Below are 22,474 nucleotides of genomic sequence, written 5' to 3' on the forward strand. Positions count from 1 at the left end.
CCTTCGGGTGTATCGCTTTTTTTGTTTTAGGCAAGTTTGAAACAGCTTTTTTACCAACAAAAAGGCCATAAGTGTGTTGTATCACTTTAACAATTACGTGCCGATATGCCAAAAACTATTATTGTATCTAACCGGCTTCCTGTAAAAGTTACCAAACAGGATGATGCCTACATATTATCGCCAAGCGAAGGTGGCTTAGCAACCGGGTTAGGATCAATTTATAAACAAAATGATAATGTGTGGCTGGGTTGGCCCGGGATTGAAATTGCCGATAAGCACGACCAGCATAATGTAACACAACAGCTTAAAGAGCTTAGCCTCTTGCCTGTTTTCCTTAGTCAGGATGAAATTAATCAATACTACGAGGGCTTCTCTAACGAAGTACTCTGGCCTGTATTCCACTATTATGCTTCCACTTATGCACACTATCACCAGGCCAACTGGGAGTGTTATCAAAAGGTTAACCAAAAGTTTTGTGATGCTATTTTAAAAGTTGCCAAAGCAGGCGATACAATTTGGGTACATGACTATCAGTTATTATTGCTACCCAAACTAATCCGTGATGCGCGGCCTGACGTATCTATCGGTTTCTTCCAACATATTCCATTTCCTTCAAATGAGATGTTTCGCCTGATACCCTGGCGTAATGAGTTGCTCGAAGGTATGCTGGGTGCCGATTTAATTGGCTTTCACACTTTTGATGATGTGCGCCACTTTTTAAGTGCGGTTGGCCGTTTATTGCCTATACAAGTATCTGCCAACATAATTAACAATGGCGAACGTGCCGTAGTTGTAGAAGCATTTGCGATGGGTATTGATGATAAAAAATATGCCGAGCTCCCACTGCAACCTAATGTAAAAGCCGAAGCCGATCTGATAAAAGAAACATTCCATAATCAAAAACTGGTACTTTCAATTGATAGGCTCGATTACAGTAAAGGCATTTTGCAACGTCTGCAAGCTTGGGAATTATTGTTTGAAAGGCACCCCGAACTCATTACTAAAATTACGCTCTACATGATTGTAGTGCCATCGCGCGATCAGGTACCACAATACAAAGAACTTCGTGATAATATTGATAAAAGAGTAGGGAACATTAATGGCCGGTACAGAACATTGGAGTGGAGCCCGATCCAATATTTCTATAAATCATTCCCGATTGAGACGTTATCAGCTTTGTATAATACTGCCGATGTTTGCCTGGTTACACCCATGCGTGATGGCATGAACTTAGTGAGTAAAGAGTATATAGCCAGCAGGATCCATCACGATGGGGTGCTGATTTTGAGTGAGATGGCCGGGGCATCTAAAGAATTAATTGATGCCGTTATTGTAAACCCCAACAATATTCAGGAGGTAAGCAATGCTATTGTAAGAGCTATTAATATGCCAAAAGCTGAGCAAAGCCGCCGGATGACCTTGATGCGCCAAAACGTAACCAAGTTTAATATTGGCCATTGGGTAAAGATATTTATGGATAGGCTGAACGAGGTGAAGCAAATGCAGCGTTCTATGCAAACCCGCCACGTAAGTAACGGTACGCGCCAATCCATCATTAACCGCTTTGCCAAGACGCATCAACGTATTATATTTTTAGATTATGATGGTACGTTGGTTGATTTTAAATCGAACGTAGATCAGGCTAAACCGGATGACGAACTCTATCAAATCCTTGATCAGTTAACCTCAGATCCTGCCAATGATGTGGTTTTAATAAGCGGCCGCAAGCATGAGAACCTGGAGGAGTGGTTTGGCCACCTGCCTATTTATTTGGTTGCCGAGCATGGTGCCTGGTTTAAACAGCAGCATACACATTGGCATAAGTTGGGAGGAATGTCGAACAACTGGAAACAGGATATTTTCCCTATTTTGGAAACTTATGTAGACCGCACACCGGGTACTTTTATCGAAGAAAAAACTTACTCGTTAGTGTGGCATTACCGTAAAGCGCAAAACGGTTTAGGCGAGTTGCGTGCCAACGAGTTAACCAATACCTTGAAATACATGGCCAGCGATAAAGGCTTGCAACTACTACCGGGTAGTAAGGTGGTAGAGGTAAAGAATATGGAAATTAACAAAGGTAAAGCCGCGTTAACACTGGCCGAGAAAAAGGATTACGACTTTATTATTGCCTTTGGCGATGACTACACCGATGAAGATATATTTAAAAGCTTGCCCGACAGCGCTATAACCATCAAGGTAGGAAGTAATTTATCAGCCGCAAAGTTCTATATGCGCAATCCTACTGAGGTACGTGATCTGTTAAAATCACTTACTGTAACTGCGCAGGTAGATAGCTAATATCGAAATTATACAAAAGCAAAAAATGCCCGGATTTTAAACCGGGCCTTTCTTTTGTTAGAGATCTTATGACTCCGGATTCCATTTCCAGTTCAATATCTCCGGCATATCTTTACCATTTTCGTTGATGTAATGTTTGTGCTGGGTTAGTTTATCGGTAAGCATTTGCTTTAAATAAACACCTTTACTGCCGGTTTGCGGTAGGCGGTCAATCGCATCAATTACCAGGTGAAAACGGTCCATCTCGTTTAATACCGTCATATCAAAAGATGTGGTGATCGTACCCTCTTCTTTATATCCACGCACGTGGATGTTATTATTGTTGAAACGGTTATAGGTTAAACGGTGTACCAGCCACGGGTAGCCATGAAAGGCAAATACAACCGGCTTATCTTTGGTAAACAGCGCATCGTAGTCAAGATCATTTAAGCCATGCGTATGCTCGCTCGATTTTTGAAGTTTAAATAGATCAACCACGTTTACCACCCTGACTTTCAGTTCAGGTAATTGCTCACGGAGGATAGATACTGCAGCCAAAGTTTCCAATGTGGGCACATCGCCGCAACAGGCCATAATCAGATCGGGTTCGCAATCCTGATCGTTGCTGGCAAAGCTCCAGATACCTATGCCGCGGGTACAATGTTCCACGGCTTGTTCCATAGTAAGCCATTGCGGCGCAGGGTGCTTACCTGCTGATATTACGTTTACATAATGGCGGCTGCGCAGGCAATGATCCATTACCGATAACAGGCAATTGGCATCTGGTGGCAGATAAACACGAACAATACTCGCTTTCTTATTCACCACATGATCCATAAAACCGGGATCCTGGTGGGTAAAACCATTATGATCCTGTCGCCATACAGTAGAAGTAAGCAGGATATTTAATGAAGCAATGTTTCGTCTCCAGGGCAATTCAGATGTAGCCTTAAGCCATTTGGCATGCTGGTTAAACATCGAATCCACAATATGGATAAAAGCTTCATAGCAATTAAACAAACCATGCCTGCCGGTTAACAGGTAACCTTCCAGCCAACCTTCGCACTGGTGTTCGCTCAACATTTCCATCACCATACCCGATGGTGCCAGAAATTCATCAGACTCTACAACAGTACCTTCCCATTGGCGATCTGAAGCTTCAAAAACAGCCTCCAATCTGTTCGACGCAGTTTCATCCGGCCCGAAAATCCTGAAATTGCGCTTATCCATATTATGCTTAATTACATCACGCAAAAAACGGCCTAAAACAGGCGTATCTCCTTCGCCTGGCGAACCGGGTTGTGGTACATCTACCGCATAATCCTTAAAATCGGGCAGCCTTAACTCACGAAGTAATATACCACCATTAGCATGGGGGTTAGCGCCCATTCGTCTTTCGCCTTCAGGAGCCAATTCCGCAATCTCAGGTCTTAATGCGCCTTTCTCATCAAATAATTCTTCTGGCTTATAGCTTTTTAGCCAATCTTCCAGCATTTGCAAATTTTCGGGTGGGGTAGAAGCCGATACAGCCAGCGGAACCTGGTGCGAGCGAAAGTTGCCCTCAATCTTTTTGCCGTCAATGAATTTAGGGCCGGTCCATCCTTTGGGCGAGCGCAATACAATCATAGGCCAGCGAGGGCGTTCTGTATTACCCGCCTTAGCATCTTCCTTAATCTTTTTAATTTGCTCAATAACCTTATCTAAAGTTGCAGCCATTGCCTGGTGCATAGGTTCAGGATCTTCACCCTCAACAAAGTATGGCGTGTAGCCATAACCTTGGAATAATTGCTCCAGTTCTTCGTGCGAAATCCTTGCCAATACAGTGGGGTTCGATATTTTATAACCGTTTAAGTGCAATATAGGTAATACTGTACCGTCGGTAACCGGGTTAATAAATTTGTTTGAATGCCATGCTGTAGCTAGTGGGCCGGTTTCTGCTTCTCCATCACCAACAACGCAAGCCACAACCAAATCAGGATTGTCCATTACGGCACCGAAAGAATGGCTCAGCGAATAACCTAACTCTCCGCCCTCATGTATAGAACCTGGTGTTTGTGGTGAGGCATGGCTCGAGATACCACCCGGATAAGAGAACTGGGTAAACAGTTTTCTTAAGCCATCTTCGTCCTGCGTAATATTAGGATAAACATCCGTATAAGTGCCTTCCAGGTAAGTACCTGCTACAACTGCAGGCCCACCGTGACCAGGGCCTGAAACATAGATCATATTAAGATCATACTTCTTGATTACCCGGTTTAAATGTGTGTATATAAAGTTTTGGCCGGGCGTAGTTCCCCAATGGCCAAGTAACATATTTTTAATGTGTTCCAGCTTTAATGGCTCGCGCAATAAAGGGTTACCACGTAAATAAAGCTGGCCAACCGACAGGTAGTTTGCTGCACGCCAGTAAGCATTTAATTGTTCAACTGATTCTAATGTTAAGGTACTTTCCATAGTGTAGATTATTTATTTGTTATAGGGCCCTGCTTATATCGTAAGATACAAGATAACGGCAAAGCTTTTATTAACTCAACGTTAAATATTTTTATTGTTTACTCGATGATAGCTTTCAGGCCTTATAAAAAAGCTTTGTTTAAGAGTTATTTAAGCCTGAACTGAAAGATCAAGTCCGGCAGCCAAAATTAAATTGATTGATTGGCAGGAGGCTTATTAATACAGCTTATTCTGTTGCACATTTCAAAGTGCAACAGATGAACCATTAGGCACCTGATGATATTCTTTTACTGTAAAAAAGTCTTCTTAGGTTCAAAATAGGCTTTTATTAATCCAAAATAAGGTTTTAAGGCAGTTATGGTCAAACAATGTTGCACATTCAAAACTGCAACGGGTTTGAATGCCTATTGTGCAAGTTTAGGGCACCTGATGCTATTACTTTGTGTATAAACCACTCAGAATCGCTGTTACAGCAGTTAGCACGTAATGTATCACTTAAACAAATAACTATGTCAATCTTTAAAACTCTTGGTACGCGTCAGGTAGCCTTAACAGGTTTGCTGACATTGGCGATGGCCGGAAGTGCCTTAGCGCAACAGAAAAAACCGAACATCCTCGTCATATTTGGTGATGATGTTGGCCAAACTAATATCAGCGCCTACTCGTTCGGGGTATTGGGTTACAAAACGCCTAACCTGGATGGTTTAGCACATTCTGGTATGATGTTTACAGATTATTATGCCGAAAACAGCTGTACCGCAGGCCGGTCTACCTTTATTACAGGCCAGTGCGCTAAACGTACAGGCTTATCAAAAGTAGGTATCCCCGGTGCACCGGTTGGCTTACAGGCAAGAGATGTTACCATTGCACAGGCTTTAAAACCACTGGGCTATAACACAGGCCAGTTTGGTAAAAACCACTTAGGCGACAGGGACGAATACCTGCCAACCAGACACGGTTTCGATGAGTTTTTCGGTAACTTATATCACCTCGATTCGGAAGAAGAACCACAACGCCCATACTGGCCAAAAGATGATATCGCTTTTACCAAAAATAACACCCCGCGTGGTGTATTGCATTGCACAGCCGATGGTAAAATTGAGGACACCGGCCCGCTTACCACCAAAAGGATGGAAACCATCGACGATGAAACTACTGCTGCCTGTATCGATTTTATGAAGAGACAGGTACAAAGCGGTAAGCCATTTTTTAGTTGGATGAACTTTACCAGGATGCACGCCTTTACACACATCCGCCAGTCTATGCAAGGCCAAAGCGGCATGCCTGGCAATGATTATGCAGATGGTATGCTGGAAATGGACGGCGACGTAGGTAAACTGTTACAAGCGCTTGAGGAACTGAAAATTGCAGACAATACCATTGTGATTTTTACAACAGATAATGGCCCCAACCAATTTAGCTGGCCGGATGCTGCCACCACACCATTCCGCAGCGAGAAAAATTCAAACTGGGAAGGTGCATATCGTGTACCGGCATTTGTGCGCTGGCCAGGGCATATTAAACCAGGCACTGTAACTACAGAAATGTTTGCCGGGTTAGATTGGTTCCCTACCTTATTGGCAGCTGCAGGTGATGCAAACATTAAAGAACGCTTGTTGACTGGCACCAGTATTGGCGGCAAAACATTTAAAGTACACCTGGATGGCTATAACCAGCTCGACTTCCTGACAGGGAAAACGGACAAGAGTTTCCGCGAAGAGTTTGCTTATTTTAATGATGATGCACAGCTGGTAGGTTTCCGGTATAAAAACTGGAAGGCTGTATTCCGCGAACAATCCGCTCCGGGTGGGTTCAGGGTATGGTCTGATCCTTTTATCCTATACAGGGTGCCAAAATTATTTAACCTGAGGATGGATCCTTATGAAAGAGCCGATCTGGTTTCTGACCAATATTACGACTGGATCTTTAAAAATGCTTATCTCGTAGGATGGCTTGGTTTCCATGCTGTTGGCTTCCTCGAAACCTTCAAGAATTATCCGCCATCTCAACTACCTGCCAGTTTCTCGGTAGATGGTGTTGAGGATGAAATAAACGCGATAAATAGTCAGGTACTAAAAGCTCATGCGCCTGTATCCGGTGCGGGAGGAAATAAATAAACCTAAACAAATGATCTATGTCAATCTTTAAAAACATAAGCAAGCGTCAGGCAGCCCTAACCGGGCTGCTGACTTTAACCCTTGCCGGGAGTGCCCTTGCACAAAAGAAACCTAACATCCTGGTCATCTTTGGAGACGATATCGGGCAGTCAAACATTAGTGCCTATAGCCGTGGCCTGATGGGTTTTATGACACCCAATATCGACCGTATTGGCGTTGAAGGCGGGGTATTTGTACAATACTATGGTCAGCAGAGTTGTACCGCAGGTCGCGCAGCCTTTATTACAGGCCAATGCCCATTTCGTACAGGTTTAACTAAGGTAGGTTTACCGGGAGCAGCTGTTGGGCTACAAAAAGAAGATCCAACGATTGCCGAATTTTTAAAACCGCTGGGTTATATGTGCGGACAGTTTGGCAAGAATCACTTAGGCGATCAGGATAAATACCTGCCAACCGCGCATGGTTTTGACGAGTTTTTTGGTAACCTGTACCACTTAAATGCGGAGGAAGAACCGGAAAATCCGGATTATCCAAAAGATCCTGCATTTAAAAAGCAATTTGGCCCTCGTGGTGTAATTCACTCCACTGCCGATGGTAAAATTGAAGACACCGGCCCGTTGACTAAAAAACGTATGGAAACTGTTGATGAAGAGTTTCTGGCGGCAGCCGAAAAATTTATGGGTACACAAATTAAGGCAGGGAAACCATTTTTTACCTGGTTTAACAGTACCCGTATGCACGTATTTACTCACCTTAAACCAGGTTCAGACGGTAAAACAGGTTTAGGCACACAAGCCGATGGTATGGTTGAGCACGATGAAATGGTTGGGGAATTATTGAAGTTTTTAAAAGATAACGGTATCGAAGATAACACTATTGTTATTTACAGTACTGATAACGGTGCCATGAAAAATCAGTGGCCCGATGGTGGTTCTTCACCATTTGCCGGTGAAAAAGATATGCAAACCGAAGGTGCTTTCCGTGTGCCTGCATTAATTCGCTGGCCGGGTGTGGTTAAACCAGGCACTAATTTTACCGGTTTGTTTTCTGCCGAAGATTGGTTGCCAACTTTGGTTGCAGCAGCTGGCGGTGATCAAAACCTTGCAGTAGATGTAACTAAAGGTGCTCAGGAAGGTTCAAAATCTTTCAAAGTGCATTTGGATGGTTATAATCAGGTGCCTTACTTAAGTGGTAAAACAGGTACTGCACGCCATGAGTTTGTGTATTTTGACGATGATGGCGACCTGGTTGCTTATCGCGATGATCGCTTTAAATATGTATTTAACAGGCAGGATGCGCACGGTATGGAAATATGGCGTTACCCGATGACCAAATTGAGGGCTCCTATGCTTATTGATTTGCTGAGTGATCCATACGAATATGCACCATCTAATGCAGCAGCCTGGGAAGATTGGTATGTAAAACGCGCATTCCTGATATTACCAGCAGTTGAAAAAGTAGCCAAATATTTAGCCACTTATCAGGCATTTCCGCCAAGGCAAGCACCTGCCTCATTTAATATAGATGAAGTAATGAAGAGACTGCCGCCGCCGCAAATAAAAAATTAGAACCCTATACTACCTTATCAACCTCAACCATGCATCCAAACGTGTGTGGTTGGGGTTAATTTTTTAACTCTACCAATTATGACGAGCCTCGAACAGATTCTGAAACTCAAAAGCCAGATGGCCGAAAGTATTATAGGCCAGGAGGATGTAATTACCAAAATATTAATCGGCTTGTTAACCGATGGTAATGTGTTGCTGGAAGGTTTGCCGGGATTGGCCAAAACCCGTGCTGTTAAAAGCCTCGCCAAAAACCTCGATTGCAGTTTAAGCCGTATCCAGTTTACACCCGATTTGCTGCCTTCTGATATTACAGGAACTGAGATCTATCAGCCACAGGAGAAAGACCATTTTGTATTTCAGCAGGGACCTATTTTTAGCAACCTTATTTTGGCTGATGAGATAAACCGTGCACCCGCCAAAGTACAATCCGCTTTATTGGAAGCGATGGAAGAACGCCAGGTATCCGTTGCCGGAAAAACCTATAAAATGGATCCGTTGTTTATGGTGCTGGCAACCCAAAACCCGATTGAACAGGAGGGAACCTACCCATTACCAGAAGCCCAGCTCGACCGTTTTATTATGAAGGTGCTGATTACTTATCCTGGTAATGACGAGGAACTAAAAATTATGCGTTTGGTACGTTCTGAAGCAGGGGCCAAGGAAACCAAAGCTGATGTTATTCCACAGAAAGCAGTTTTTGATGCCCGCGCCGAGATCAACAAAGTACAGGTAAAAGAACCTGCCGAAAAATATATAGTAGACCTAATCAGCGCAACCCGCTACCCAGAAAACTTCGGTAAAGACTTAAAACGCTGGTTGAATTATGGCGCCAGTCCGCGTGGTAGCATTAGTATAGACCGCTGTGCCCGCGCCGTTGCCTGGCTTGATGGCCGCGATTATGTAACGCCCGATGATGTGCGTTTTATTATCCATGATGTGTTACGCCATCGCGTCATATTGAGCTACGAAGCCAATGCCGAAATGATTAACGCTGACTCTGTTATTGATGAGCTGCTTAAAAATGTAGCTGTAGCCTAAGTAATTGAAATAAGTATGCTCGGTTTCAGAAAACATAAAGTAACATCTTATCCTCCCGAGATTGTAACCAACCTCAAGGATTTAATGCGTTTTGAATTTCTGGTACAGAGCGGCAACTTATTGCCTAAGCATCCTATATATTCTGTACTGGCTGGTCGCCACGAATCTAAACTGCGCGGCCGTGGACTTGATTTTGAAGAAGTGCGCCAATATGTAGCCGGGGATGACATCCGCAATATCGACTGGCGGGTAACAGCCCGTACAGGTGAAACCTACTCCAAAGTATTCAACGAAGAAAAAGAACGACCAACCTTTATCGTGGCCGACCAGAGTACCGGTATGTTTTTTGGGTCGCAAAGATTTGTAAAGGCTGTATCGGCAGCACATGTGGCAGCCATCAGCGCTTTTTACACTATAAAACGCGGCGACAGGGTAGGCGGGATAGTTTTTAACGAAGAAGGCATGGATTTTATGATGCCTAAAAGAAGTAAGGCCCAGGTGCAGCATTTTCTGCAATGTGTGGTCAACAGAAACGGAATTCTGCCTCAACGCAAAAAAATAGAAACCAATACAAAGCTGCTGAACAGCATGCTGCAAAAAACGCAGGCAGCCATTACACACGATTATGTGGTGTTGGTGGTCAGCGATTTTTCGAATATAGATGACGAAACCAAACAGTATTTACGCAATATAAGTCAGCACAATGATGTGATGCTGGTACATATATATGATCAGTTAGATCAAGCCCTGCCAGACGGTAAGCTTGTTTTAAGCGACGGTAAAAAACAAATCAGTTGGCGCAATAATAAGCGCAGCTGGGGTAAAAAATACGTAAGCAGTTTCGTAGAAATGCAGCAGCATTTGCGGGATGAGTTTAGTCCTTATCGCATACCCATCGTGTTTTTCAATACCGAAGAAGCTATTGAAGACCAGATTATGCACCACATGGGCAAAATATTAAAGAAATAAACAGAAGCAAGCTTCCCTGACATAAATACCGAACGTTATGGATGACCAACTTGGAAAATTAATAGAACCCAAACCCGTTCCCTTCACCTTTACAGCCCCCGGCTGGTATGTAGTGGGAGGGCTGATTGTGCTGTTGCTTATCGGTTTGGTATGGCTATTAATAAGGCAATATCAACTCAACCGTTACCGTAAACATGCTTTATTACTATTGGCCAATACTGAAAAAAAATATACAGATGAACAAGCTTTTGATCTTTTAATATATGAAGCCGACTTGCTGATTAAACGCATTGCCATGAGCCGTTACGGCAGGCAAAATGTATCGGGCTTGCGCGATGGGCAATGGACCGCATTTATAAACCGTACCTGGCACGAAAAATCATTTAATGAGCAGGATGAAGTGTTACTTAATCAAACCATTTATCAATCGAAACAAGTAGTTACTGCTGATGAGGCACAGGCTTTTACACAAAAAGCCAAACGATGGATAAAGAAACATAAACGACATATTAATGCAGTTTGAAATAGCATATAAGTGGGTTTTCTGGTTGGCTGCATTACCTATAGTGGTATTTCTGATACTGCCGCCTTTGCATAAAAAACGAAGCGGGTTGATAGCGCCGTTTTTTCGAAGAGCAGCAGCCGTTTCAAACCAACATGTAAAAAGAAGGGCATGGGTAAGCCGCAAAAATATATTGACCTGGATAGCATTATGCCTTTGCTGGTTGTGCTTGCTGGCCGCTGCATCGTCGCCAAGATATGTGGGCAAACCTGCTAAAAAGACTAAAACGGTACGTAGTTTTTTAATTGCAACGGATATATCATTCAGCATGGCAACTACAGATTGGGTGGTTGGCGGCAGGCGATACAGCAGGTGGGGAGCTATTAAAAGTATTATGAAAGGTTTTGTGAAAGACCGTAAAAGCGACCAGGTTGGTTTGGTAATGTTCGGGACGAATGCCTATCTGCAATCGCCATTTACTACTGATCTGGAAACAGTAAGCTGGTTGATGGATCAAACCGAAGTAGGCATGGCCGGACAAATGACCAGTATTGGCAGCGCTATAGCTTATGGAATAAAAGTATTTAAGCAAGATACTATTAAACAAAAAGTAATGCTGCTATTGACGGATGGTATAGATGGCGGCCAGGATATATTACCGCTGGATGCAGCGCAGGCAGCAAAACGCGATTCGATTACAATATATACCATAGGCATTGGGCAGGCCAAAGGCAGCGGTGGATATGATCTGGACGAAAAAACGCTTAAAGACATTGCCCGCACAACGGGTGGCCAATATTTTAACGCCATGAATACAGGGCAACTGAGAAAAATCTACGCCACACTGGATAAGCTGCAACCCGTGGTTTATGATGAGGATACATACAGGCCGGTTGTGCTGCTGTATTATTATCCATTGGCGGCGGCGGTATTACTGGCGCTGGCTGCGCCGTTAATTAACGGCATTATTAATTTATTCAGACGGAGTAGTTAAGGTTATGGAAACATACTGGCACGATTTAAAAAATATCATCACACACATAGACTGGAAGGAGTTTCACTTCCTGCGGTTCCGTGCGTTGTATTTGTTTGTGCCATTGTCTGTTATTGTGTTGTTACTTATCGTCAGTAACCACGAGCGCCGGAAATGGAAAACAATGGTTGCCTCCCCATTACGACAATATATGTTTAGCAAAGGGAGCCATTGGGCTATTATTATGCCGATGTTATTATTCATTATTGGGGTAAGTTGTATGATAATCGGCCTTGCCGGGCCAACCTGGAAAAAGAAAGAAATTCCCGGGCAAAAGATACAGGCAGTTGTGTTGATTGCATTAGACCTATCCCGTTCCATGATGGTGAAGGATGTTGATCCAAATAGAATAGAGCGTGCTAAGTTTAAGATCATTGATTTCTTGGATGCCAATCCGCGTGCGCGTGCAGGGTTGGTGGCTTTTGCAGGTACTGCCCATCCGGTGTTACCTTTTACCGGCGATTATAAGATCATTAAATTCCATTCTCAAAGCTTATCAAATAAAATTATGCCTGTTCAGGGTAGTAATATCCCGGTTTTACTGCGTGAAGTTGATACGCTGATGAAACATGTAACCGCTCCCAGTACATTATTACTAATGACTGATGCTATTGATACCGATGACGCCGCCTTGCTAAGTAACTGGGTTGATAAATCAATTCACCGTTTAGAAATCCTGTTGGTATCTACACCTAACGGAGCTTCAATTCCCGGCTACCCTAAAGTTATATCGAAGCAAGACCCGTCGGTGCTTCAAAATTTGTCGCAGGACACCAAGATCACCATTACCAATTTAACGCTTGATAACTCTGATGTTAAAGGCATAGCAGACAGGGTTAGTAAGAAACTATACTTCGAATCTGAAAAGAAAAAGGATGCCAAAGAGTGGGATGACATGGGGTATTTAATGCTTTTGCCCGCGCTTGCTATCTGTTTGTTCTGGTTTAGAAGGGGCTGGACCATTCAGTGGTGTGTACTGATATTCGCTACATTAAGCCTATCGTCATGCGGGTTAAAATCAAGGAACCCTGACTGGTGGTATACCAAAGATTACCAGGGACAAATGTTGGAGAACAACGGAAAATACGCCGAAGCTGCCGACCGTTTTGAGGATGATAAGTACAAGGCTGTGGCCTATTATAAGGCAGGAAACTATGAAGCGGCTGCTGATCTGTTTGCCTTAGATTCATCTGCGGCGGGTAACTATAACCGGGGATTGGCACTCACAAGACTTGGCCGTTATGATGCCGCCGAAGATGCTTTTAAGAATGCTATCAATCTCGATCCATCTTTAAAAATTCAGGTTGCTAAAAGCCTGGAAGCAACCAAAAACATAAAGCACAAAGCAGATTCCATTGCAAGGTTTGATGGGCAATCTGTTACCAATAAGTTTGGCGATAAACAGATTGCATCAAAGAAAAAGCATAAAGATGATCCGCTAAAAGAACATAAACCCCAATCGGAAGATGAGAAACTGAGTGCTGATACGAGGGTTAAAAATATGCCCAAGTTCGGCGACCGAACATCAGACGAGGTGGCCAGTAATATTCATATCGCAAAAGAATCAAAATCGCCGGGTAAAGGTACGCCACCTGATAGAAGCGGACAATTGCCAAGTAATATTCTGTTACGAAGAGCAGCAGCTGATCCGGGTGAGTTTTTACATAAGCGTTTTTTATTGCAGGAAAAACTTTATTACAGAAACGTTAAAAAAAGCAAAACGCCGTGGTAAAGAAATTAATGTTCATCGGGTTATTTATTTGTATTGCCTTTGCCACCAAAGCGCAGGTAAACTGCTTTGCCCAAACCCAACTCGACAGGAATACGGTTTATGCCCAACAGCCATTTAAAGTTACTTTCACTGTATTAACCGAAACCTGGTATACCGCACCATTGGAGTTTGATAACCTGCAAATTCCAAATGCTTTTATTTTACCTTTCGACAGGACACAACCCGGTGTGTTCACCGTAAAAGGGAAGCAATACGCCGGGTTACAATTCTATTTTATAGTATTCCCGTACAAACCGGGCCGGTTTACTTTACCCGCTATAAATATCGTAGCCACAACGCCTGCGGTTAATGATTACAAGGGCCAAAAAGTTAATATAAAAACCCAGCCACTATCTTATATCGTTAAGCCTGTTCCCAAAAATATGTCGACAGATAATTGGTTTGTCGCCAAGGACGTATCTATCAGCAAAACTTGGAATAAGCCACTTAGTAAGTTAAAAGTTGGCGATGTGATCATCAGCACAACAGTTATTAATGCTAAGGGTACTTTACCGCAATTTATCCCCGAACTAAAGGCAGACAGTCTGGATTGGGCTGGCGTTTACCCAGGTTCGGCAACCCTTGCCGATACGCGTGACGATTATGATGCTAATGGAACCCGCACACAAACCGTTAACTATTTATTGGAGAAAGAGGGCAATTTTGTAATGCCGGCTTTCACTATTGAATGGTTTAATCCTAATAATAGTCGTGTTTATAAAAGAAGTACACCTGCGATAAAAATTCACGTAGCGCCAAATCCAAATCTGGGCATTTTAAAAACACTGAAGGATAGCCTGAATAAACAACAGCCTATCAAATCTACTGCAAAGATTAAACACGGCCCCAAATTAATTTATGGTATCCCATGGTACTATTTTGCCTTGTACAGCTTAGTTGCGCTTTGCGTGCTGTATTTTATTATAAAAATGATAGTAGGGTTGGTGAAAATAATAATTACCAAACGCCGGGCTTATTTGCAAAGTGAGCCTTATTGGTTCGCCAGGTTTAAGCGCTCGTCTAATTCGTCCCTGGTATTGTTAAATAATATGTACGCCTGGTGGGATCGGTTTTCGGTTACCAATAAATCTGCATCACTGCAAAATGATACCAGAAAAAGAAGTGCAAATAATATTGATGAAGAAATTGCCGCTTTCTACAAGAAGCAATACGCAGGCGATAATTCAGATGGAGCAGTAGATGCTGATTTCAAGAAGAATATCAAGAAATATAGAGCACAATTAAAGGATGAAGCCAAAGTAAAAGTGAATAATAAGATTGCCTTAAATCAAACCGAATGGGAAGAATGAGCAAAACAAAGAGATCACTCAGTTACTTGTTTTCCCTAACAGGTATAGCATTGCTATGCGCCTGTAATTCAGACGCAAAGAAGGAGGCATCTAAACCAGATTCAAGCGTTGCTAAAAAGACTGATACCATTCACACACTTAAAAAATTGTCTGGAAAAATATTTGCCCCTCCTGAGTTTGGGTTTAAGATTGTTGGGTACATACTGGATTCGCGCGACTCGACAGAGGTGGCTGAAAAGAAATTCGCACAATGTAATGTGATCGTTTATGCCTGCGCACAGGTATTGAAAAATAATATAGTAAAAGCAATGCATCCACGGGCTTTAGAAACACTCGTAAGGCGCGCGCACCGTAATCATAGTAAGGCATTTTTGGGTATTAGCGGCGAACCTTCCGAATTTAAGATCATGACGAAAAGTGCTGCAGAACGATCTAAATGCATTGCACAAATTATGCAGTTGATACGCCAATACAAGGCAGATGGGGTAGACCTGGATTGGGAGTTCCCCACAAAAAAAGAGAAAACAGATAAGCCATTCACGCTATTCGCAAAAGAATTGGGTGATAGCTGCCATGTTAACGGCCAATATTATTTCAGCTGTGCAGTTGCACCGGGTATTAACAAGGCCAAACGGGCAAGTGCTATTGAGGATGAATTACTGACCGGCCCCTGGGTTGATTGGTTCAATGTGATGATTTACGATGCTTATGATGAAGATGATCCCTATGTACAGCACAGTAAAATAGCCTACAATAGTTTCTACTATTGGTTGCGGGTGCGTAAAATGAGCAAAGACAAAGCTGTATTAGGAATGCCTATATACGGCAGACCGAGTGGTATACCGCAGGGTGGCCATGTTTTAACCTTTAAAACCATACTGAAAGAAGGCGGCAATGCTTATAGCGACAGTGCAATTATCAAAACTAAAAAGCCGGTATCAATCAAAGACACGTCGCATCATTACACTATTTATTATGACGGTATTAAAACCGTGAAGCGGAAAACAATAGGTGCAATGCGTTTTGGCGGAGGCATTATGTTTTGGGAACTGGGCCAGGATGTAAACAACAAATATTCGTTAATAACTGCTGCGGTAAATACGGCGGCCAATAAAAAATATAAAAGTAAACACTAAAACAAGATCAGTATGAAAACTTACAACCGAGGTAAACAGCTCATAACGGTGGCTTGCGTAGTAACAGTTGGTATTGCCGTTTTATCGTTCAATACTAAGAAAGCAGATGAGAAAAAGGTTAGCGTAATCACAATCAATAAAGCCATTGGCGACCCGCTGCCTTCGTGGAATGATGGCCCGTTGAAGAAATCTATTATTGCTTATGTTGAAAAAGTGACCAAAAGTTCGGGAAAGGATTTTATCCCGGTTGAAGACCGTATTGCCACTTTCGATAATGACGGTACACTCTGGGCCGAGCAACCCACTATTGAACTGGAATATGCAAAGCTTGCATTTAAAAAAATGATCCAGGCTAATCCACAGCTGGCTCAACAACAACCTTATAAGGCTATTATTACAAAGGATAAAGCCTACCTGGCTACCGCAGATGAATCTGTAATTGCAGGAGCTATCATAAAGTCACTGTCGGGTACATCGGAAGAGGAGTTTGATCGTTCCGTTAAACTCTATTTTGATACTGCCCATTATGTAATTCAAAGGCAAAAATACCCGGTACAGGATGCAACTTATCAGCCACAATTAGAATTATTGAAGTATTTGCGCAGCAATGGGTTTAAAACGTTCATCTGTTCTGGTGGGACTATAGAGTTCGTAAGGGCAATTTCTGACAGGTATTATGGTATCCCTAAAGAGCAGGTGATAGGCACAAAACTACAGTACAAGTTTGATGAGGCTACGCACAAAATTATGCGCGAGGGTAAAATCGCGTCCATCTGTGATAAGGCCGGTAAGCCGGTTAACATACAATGGCATATTGGTAAAATACCGGTTTTTGCCTGCGGTAACGAAAAAAGCGGTGGCGATATCCAGATGCTTAAATTTTCGCAAAGTAATAAGTATGCGAGCTTTCAATTAATGGTTAATCATGATGATGCAGTGCGCGAATTTGCTTATAAAGAAAAAGATAATGCTTCGTTAAACGCTGCTGCTGCCAACAAATGGCATGTAGTAAGTATGAAAAGTGATTGGAAGAAAATATTCCCAGTAAATTAGTAGTACATATTGGTCTATTATTAATTATAAAAACCTAATTTGGTATAAAGATGCATCCATCTATGAAAAGCAAGGCATTAATATTATTGGGAGTAACACTGGTGGCTTTACAGGCTTGTAAAAACCATCCCGATAAAACCGAAAATAATGTTACTTCTGCAGCTAAGGTTACAGAAGTTAAAAAGACCTATATCGTTAAAAAGATAAACTTTCCGGGCAGCGCAGCTTCTATGTGCAGGCCAACAGGGCTTACACGGTCTGACAGCGCCACATTTATGGAAGGCGGCGGCCGTGAGTTCAGAGAAACCGTATTTGATAAACCGGCCGGTGTTGGCGAAGTGCCTGCCGGCATGAAATTTATTGATGGCGGCGAGTTTAGTATGGGTGGTGTAAACCCCGTAGGTATGAATGATGGCGGGCACGAGATGATGAATGATGCACGCCCGGTTCACCGTGTAGCCCTGCACTCATTTTATATGGATGCTACCGAGGTTACCAATAAACAATTTGCCGCATTTGTAAAAGCTACGGGGTATGTAACTGTTGCAGAGCAAAAACCAACCCGCGAAGAATTTCCGGATGCGCCCGAAGAAAATCTGGTAGCGGGATCTATGGTATTTATAGCGCCGCCGCAAAAAGTACCTTTGAACAATTACCTGCAATGGTGGGATTACGTTAAGGGCGCAGATTGGAGGCACCCCGAAGGCCCGAACACTAATATTATAGGGAAAGATAATTACCCGGTAGTGCAGGTTTGCTGGCAGGATGCCGCTGCTTATGCTAAATGGGCAGGTAAACGTTTACCAACAGAAGCTGAGTGGGAATATGCAGCCAGAGGAGGTGAATCAGGCAAATTATATGCCTGGGGCAATGAGCTAAAGCCCGGCGGCAAATGGATGGCCAATATATTTGAAGGTTCTTTCCCTGATAAAGATGCAGGTATTGATGGCTTTAAAGGCTTAGCCCCCGTAAAACAATTTCCTGCAAACGGTTATGGCTTATATGATATAGCAGGCAACGCCTGGGAGTGGTGTAATGACTGGTACCGCCCGGATTATTATCAAACTGTTTCAAATAATAAAGTAACTAATAACCCTAAAGGCCCGGCTGATTCTTATGATCCCGATGAACCAGGCGTTAAAAAGAAAGTACAAAGAGGCGGCTCATTTTTATGTACCGACCAGTATTGCACCCGGTACATGGTGGGCACCCGCGGCAAAGGCGATTACAGATCGGCATCTAACCATATCGGTTTCCGCTGTGTGAAAGATGTAGCCCCTGTATCTGCAAATAAAATGGCATCTAATTAATCGTTTCAAATACACCGGTTAAATTTTTTTAATTATATAACAAAGCATCATGATAATCCATGATGCTTTGTTGTTTTATGCGCTGGCGATGCAATCGCCGGAAAGTATTACGCACGCGTTGTAAACGCGCGAGATCTTCATTTAAAATGTAGAGCCTCAAAAAATCCATCTTTCATCGATTTTTAGGCTGTTGCACATAAAAATTGGGTTGCATCTTTTGAATTGCAACAATTTGGAACCCCTAAATACATCTTCCGGGCATGTTAATGAGGTTACTTTGTATAGTACCCCAAATAAAAACGCCTTAAAAATCAGCCTGATGTATAAAACCTTTAAATATGTATTGTTGGTATTGTGCTTATCGGCGCACTGTTTACCGGTGCATGGGCAAGCTTTGCTGGCTTTATTGTTTGGTAAAAATATACACAACGATAACCTGTCGTTGGGGATCCATATTGGTATGGAAACCTCTGGTTTAACCAACACGCCAAGCAGCAATTTACTGCCGGGCCTTATTATCGGTGCGTATACCAATGTAAAGTTAAAAGGGCAATGGGAGCTAAGTAACTACTTCATTTTTAAATCATCCAGAGGGGCTGCTGCAATTCCGTTAGCTTATCAGTTACAACCCAATGTGCCGGGTGCCGAAGATGCTGATATCAGGCGAAAGCTTACTTATTTCGAGCTGAGCCCATTACTGCGGTATCATGTAACAACAGGGCTAAGCTTCGCAGCAGGTCCACAGCTTGCAGTTAGAACCATCGCTAAAGATATATATAAAATAACCCTGCCCGATGGTGGTAAAGAAAGCATCACCTACAACTTACGTGATCAATACGGCTTGGTAGATTTTGACGTGGCCGCAGATATCCAATATGCCTTTTACCAGGGCAAAGGCGTAAGGCTTAATCTTCGTTTTTCGCAAGGCTTTGTAAATGTGTACAAAGACGAAGTGCCTTTCAATGCAAAAAATCAATACATACAGTTAGGCGTGGGTATCCCAATAGCCATCGGAAAATCTAAATCATAAACAATTAAACTCAATAAAAATCACACACTATGAAACGTATCATTTTAGCAGCAATTGTAACCTTGTTCACTGTTAGCGCATTTGCGCAGGTTAGTAATGAAGACCTGGCCATTGTACAGAGTGTTTTCCAAAAACAGAAAGCCGATCTGGTAAAGCAAAACATCCAGATGACTGCTGCCCAAAGCAAACAATTTTGGCCATTGTATGAAAATTATGAGGCTAAAAGACTGGCTTTAAGTAAGAAACGCGCAGCCATTGTCAACGATTATTTAAAGGGGTATGACACCATGAAAGGACAGGCGTTTTCTGCACTTGCTGTACGCACATTTGCAAATGACAGGGCGTTTACCGACTTGCAAAGTTCATATTTCCCCAAATTTGCAAGCACAATAGGCGACAAAAATGCAGTTAAATTTTATCAGTTAGAGAATTACCTGCAACAGATTGTAAGGTTGAAAGTGCAGGATAATATTCCATTTATTGACGAATTGGATAAAACCAAGCATAACTAATACCTACCAATATGACGGCAAGGACACTCATATTAATTATTAGTATGATAATACCCGCAGCTCTTTTGGCCCAATCCAAGCCTGATAGCACCATCAGGCAAAAGTATATCGATAGTATTAAACATTCCAACTATCCTTATACGTTTCCGGCATGGGGCAAAAGAGTTGTGAAAAAGGGTATCGATATGCCTTTGCCGGCGGGGGTAATGGTAAATTATTTTACCGGTTCGCAACTCATTAATATTTCCGATCTGCAGGTGGGGTTTAATGACGGTCCATTAGTTCCACTCAACTTCATCAAATTTGGTGAGGTTAAAGCCAATTTTCAGTCCGTAAGTACGCGGTTTGATCTGTGGGCATTGCCATTCTTTAATGTTTATGGTATTGTTGGTGAAACATTTGCAAGTACCAATGTAAATATCACATCGCCCATTAACTTCTCGAGTACCGCTAAGTTCAAAGGGCCAACTACAGGCCTCGGCGTATCACTGGGAGGGGCAATGTATGGTATTTTCGGTATTATAGATGCTAATCAAACCTGGTCATTCTTAGACAAAATTGACGGCGCGATCCATACACGGTCATACAGCGGCCGTTTTGGGCACGCCATCAATTTCAAATCGCATCCCGATAGGAATATTACCTTTTGGGTAGGTACATCCGGGATTTTTATTGGGCGCACTACTACGGGTACAATCCAATTCAGCGATTTAAACACCAATGCGGCCAAGCCCGATTTGGAGGCCATTAAAGATGAAACTGCTGCCTGGTACCAAACACTTACACCCGCCCAAAAGATAGTAACCAAACAGATTGCCGAAAAATTATTAGACAAAATAAACGGGCTTGATCTGCAAAACGCATCTATATCATACTCATTAATTAAACGGGCAACCTCTAACTGGAGCATGCTGGCAGGTGGGCAGTATCAGTTGAACCATCACTGGCAATTCAGATCAGAGGGAGGCTTTCTGGGAGGCCGTAAATCACTATTAATATCAGTTAACTATCGCTTTGGATTATAAAAACATGAAGAAACTTCGACACATATCTATGCTGATTATTCTTGGTGTTTTTTGCCTGTCTGTTGCAACGGTTATGGCGCAGGATGCTCCAAAAGACACTACGAAGAAAAAGGAAAAGCATAAGGTTTCTTTCAAAGATTCACTCGATCATGCTTTCGATCTAAGTAATTATATGATTTACGCAGGTGGATTTGTGTTAGTACCGGTTCCAATTACCGAACCGGCATTAGGGGGTATAGGTGGCGCACTGGTGCCTGTATTTTTAAAGCAAAGGGCACCGCTTATTGATACTGTAAATGGTAAGGTAAGGATCAGGCGCATCAACCCGGATATTACAGGTGCTTTGGCTATGTACACAGCCAATAACAGTTGGATGGCTGGTTTATTTAGGGGCGGTACATTTGCTAAACCCAATATTACTTATAGGGCAATGGCTGCTTACGGTAGCCTTAACCTTAGTTTTTATCATACATTCCCCGTTATAGGCGAAAAAGAATTCAAGTTTAATTTCAAGGTTGTGCCCATCTATTTGCAGGCTTTGAAACAATTTGGCAATAATAATAGGTGGAGTGCCGGTATCCAATATCTTTTCCTGGACGCGAAAATTTCTTCGAAGGGAGATAACATGCCGGATTTTGTCACTTCGAAAGAACTGAATAGCATCATCAGTCAGGTAGGAGGTGTTTTTCAATACGATAGCCGCGATAACATTTTTACACCTAATAAAGGGGTGCGCCTCCAGGCAGATTTCTTTTGGTCAAATTCCATTTTAGGCAGCGATTACAACTCCTGGCAAATCGATTATTCGGCTATTGGATATACCCCAATTTTTAAAAAACTGATAGGTGGCCTGCGCATAGAGGGGCAACAATCATTAGGCAGCCCACCATTTTACACTTTACCATTTGTCAATTTAAGAGGGGTGCCATCAGGCAGGTACCAGGGCAAAGCCACTTTACAGTCTGAGGTAGAAACCCGCTGGGATTTTTATAAACGTTGGAGCGCCGTGTTTTATGGCGGCACCGGCGTTGCTTATGATAAATGGAGCGACATGTTTGCAAACGACCTGGTGTATAGTTATGGCACAGGTTTCAGGTACCTCATAGCACGAAAATTTGGCCTGCGTATGGGCGCGGATGTAGCACGTGGCCCAGAGAAATGGGCATACTATATTGTGTTTGGCAGCAGTTGGCTGCGGTAACGAGAGAATTTATTTAACTAAAATTTATAATAATTATGCGAATTGTATTTAGTTCAGGAACAGTGAGTTGGATGTCGATACGTAAAGAACTTCGACACATATTACATGTATACGGCAACATGCCGTAGGTATTGGTATAAGTATATAATAAGCCCAATCGGGCTT

General features: G+C 42.7%; 17 protein-coding genes. 16 read left to right on the forward strand and 1 reads right to left on the reverse strand.

The window, feature by feature from the left end; translation table 11 throughout:
• Window positions 1-105 precede the first annotated feature (105 nt).
• Window positions 106-2,301, forward strand: a complete 2,196-nt coding sequence (locus PQO05_RS14650) for a bifunctional alpha,alpha-trehalose-phosphate synthase (UDP-forming)/trehalose-phosphatase (protein ID WP_273628063.1) — start codon at window positions 106-108, stop codon at window positions 2,299-2,301.
• 66 nt (window positions 2,302-2,367) lie between these two features.
• Here the strand turns inward: PQO05_RS14650 and PQO05_RS14655 are convergent, their stop codons facing one another.
• Complete coding sequence (locus PQO05_RS14655; RefSeq protein ID WP_273628064.1) at window positions 2,368-4,734, reverse strand: phosphoketolase family protein; 2,367 nt, start codon at window positions 4,732-4,734, stop codon at window positions 2,368-2,370.
• A gap of 509 nt (window positions 4,735-5,243) precedes the next feature.
• Here PQO05_RS14655 and PQO05_RS14660 point away from each other — a divergent pair.
• The 15 genes from PQO05_RS14660 (at window position 5,244) to PQO05_RS14730 (ending at window position 22,309) form a co-directional block, all read left to right on the forward strand.
• Window positions 5,244-6,851, forward strand: a complete 1,608-nt coding sequence (locus PQO05_RS14660; RefSeq protein ID WP_273628065.1) for an arylsulfatase — start codon at window positions 5,244-5,246, stop codon at window positions 6,849-6,851.
• Window positions 6,852-6,868: 17 nt separating this feature from the next.
• A complete protein-coding gene (locus PQO05_RS14665) occupies window positions 6,869-8,419 on the forward strand; it encodes an arylsulfatase (RefSeq protein WP_273628066.1) in 1,551 nt (516 codons plus the stop codon).
• A 78-nt stretch (window positions 8,420-8,497) separates the two neighbouring features.
• On the forward strand, window positions 8,498-9,457 hold the full coding sequence (locus PQO05_RS14670) for an AAA family ATPase (protein WP_273628067.1): 960 nt from the start codon (window positions 8,498-8,500) through the stop codon (window positions 9,455-9,457).
• 15 nt (window positions 9,458-9,472) lie between these two features.
• Window positions 9,473-10,426: a DUF58 domain-containing protein gene (locus PQO05_RS14675; RefSeq protein WP_273628068.1), complete on the forward strand. Its 954-nt coding sequence runs from the start codon at window positions 9,473-9,475 to the stop codon at window positions 10,424-10,426.
• A 37-nt stretch (window positions 10,427-10,463) separates the two neighbouring features.
• Window positions 10,464-10,949 carry a DUF4381 domain-containing protein gene (locus tag PQO05_RS14680; protein WP_273628069.1) on the forward strand — a complete coding sequence of 162 codons (486 nt, stop codon included), beginning with the start codon at window positions 10,464-10,466 and terminating at the stop codon, window positions 10,947-10,949.
• Window positions 10,939-11,922, forward strand: a complete 984-nt coding sequence (locus PQO05_RS14685) for a VWA domain-containing protein (protein ID WP_273628070.1) — start codon at window positions 10,939-10,941, stop codon at window positions 11,920-11,922. The genes PQO05_RS14680 and PQO05_RS14685 overlap by 11 nt, the downstream gene beginning before the upstream one ends.
• Before the next feature lie 4 nt (window positions 11,923-11,926).
• Window positions 11,927-13,693: a VWA domain-containing protein gene (locus PQO05_RS14690; protein WP_273628071.1), complete on the forward strand. Its 1,767-nt coding sequence runs from the start codon at window positions 11,927-11,929 to the stop codon at window positions 13,691-13,693.
• Window positions 13,687-15,042 (forward strand): BatD family protein, encoded by a 1,356-nt coding sequence (locus tag PQO05_RS14695; protein WP_273628072.1) that lies wholly within the window; start codon window positions 13,687-13,689, stop codon window positions 15,040-15,042. Before PQO05_RS14690 ends, PQO05_RS14695 begins: the two co-directional genes overlap by 7 nt.
• Window positions 15,039-16,178 carry a glycosyl hydrolase family 18 protein gene (locus tag PQO05_RS14700; RefSeq protein WP_273628074.1) on the forward strand — a complete coding sequence of 380 codons (1,140 nt, stop codon included), beginning with the start codon at window positions 15,039-15,041 and terminating at the stop codon, window positions 16,176-16,178. The genes PQO05_RS14695 and PQO05_RS14700 overlap by 4 nt, the downstream gene beginning before the upstream one ends.
• Window positions 16,179-16,190: 12 nt before the next feature.
• On the forward strand, window positions 16,191-17,231 hold the full coding sequence (locus PQO05_RS14705; RefSeq protein WP_273628075.1) for an HAD family hydrolase: 1,041 nt from the start codon (window positions 16,191-16,193) through the stop codon (window positions 17,229-17,231).
• 62 nt (window positions 17,232-17,293) lie between these two features.
• Window positions 17,294-18,541 carry a formylglycine-generating enzyme family protein gene (locus tag PQO05_RS14710; RefSeq protein ID WP_273628076.1) on the forward strand — a complete coding sequence of 416 codons (1,248 nt, stop codon included), beginning with the start codon at window positions 17,294-17,296 and terminating at the stop codon, window positions 18,539-18,541.
• A 232-nt stretch (window positions 18,542-18,773) separates the two neighbouring features.
• Window positions 18,774-19,571 carry an outer membrane beta-barrel protein gene (locus tag PQO05_RS14715; RefSeq protein WP_273628077.1) on the forward strand — a complete coding sequence of 266 codons (798 nt, stop codon included), beginning with the start codon at window positions 18,774-18,776 and terminating at the stop codon, window positions 19,569-19,571.
• A gap of 29 nt (window positions 19,572-19,600) precedes the next feature.
• Window positions 19,601-20,083, forward strand: coding sequence for a hypothetical protein (locus PQO05_RS14720; RefSeq protein ID WP_273628078.1), 483 nt, complete (start codon window positions 19,601-19,603; stop codon window positions 20,081-20,083).
• 44 nt (window positions 20,084-20,127) lie between these two features.
• Window positions 20,128-21,108, forward strand: a complete 981-nt coding sequence (locus PQO05_RS14725) for a hypothetical protein (protein ID WP_273628079.1) — start codon at window positions 20,128-20,130, stop codon at window positions 21,106-21,108.
• 4 nt (window positions 21,109-21,112) lie between these two features.
• Window positions 21,113-22,309 carry a BamA/TamA family outer membrane protein gene (locus PQO05_RS14730; RefSeq protein ID WP_273628080.1) on the forward strand — a complete coding sequence of 399 codons (1,197 nt, stop codon included), beginning with the start codon at window positions 21,113-21,115 and terminating at the stop codon, window positions 22,307-22,309.
• Window positions 22,310-22,474 lie beyond the last annotated feature (165 nt).

Origin of the sequence: Mucilaginibacter jinjuensis, assembly GCF_028596025.1 — a bacterium.
Lineage (GTDB): Bacteria > Bacteroidota > Bacteroidia > Sphingobacteriales > Sphingobacteriaceae > Mucilaginibacter > Mucilaginibacter jinjuensis.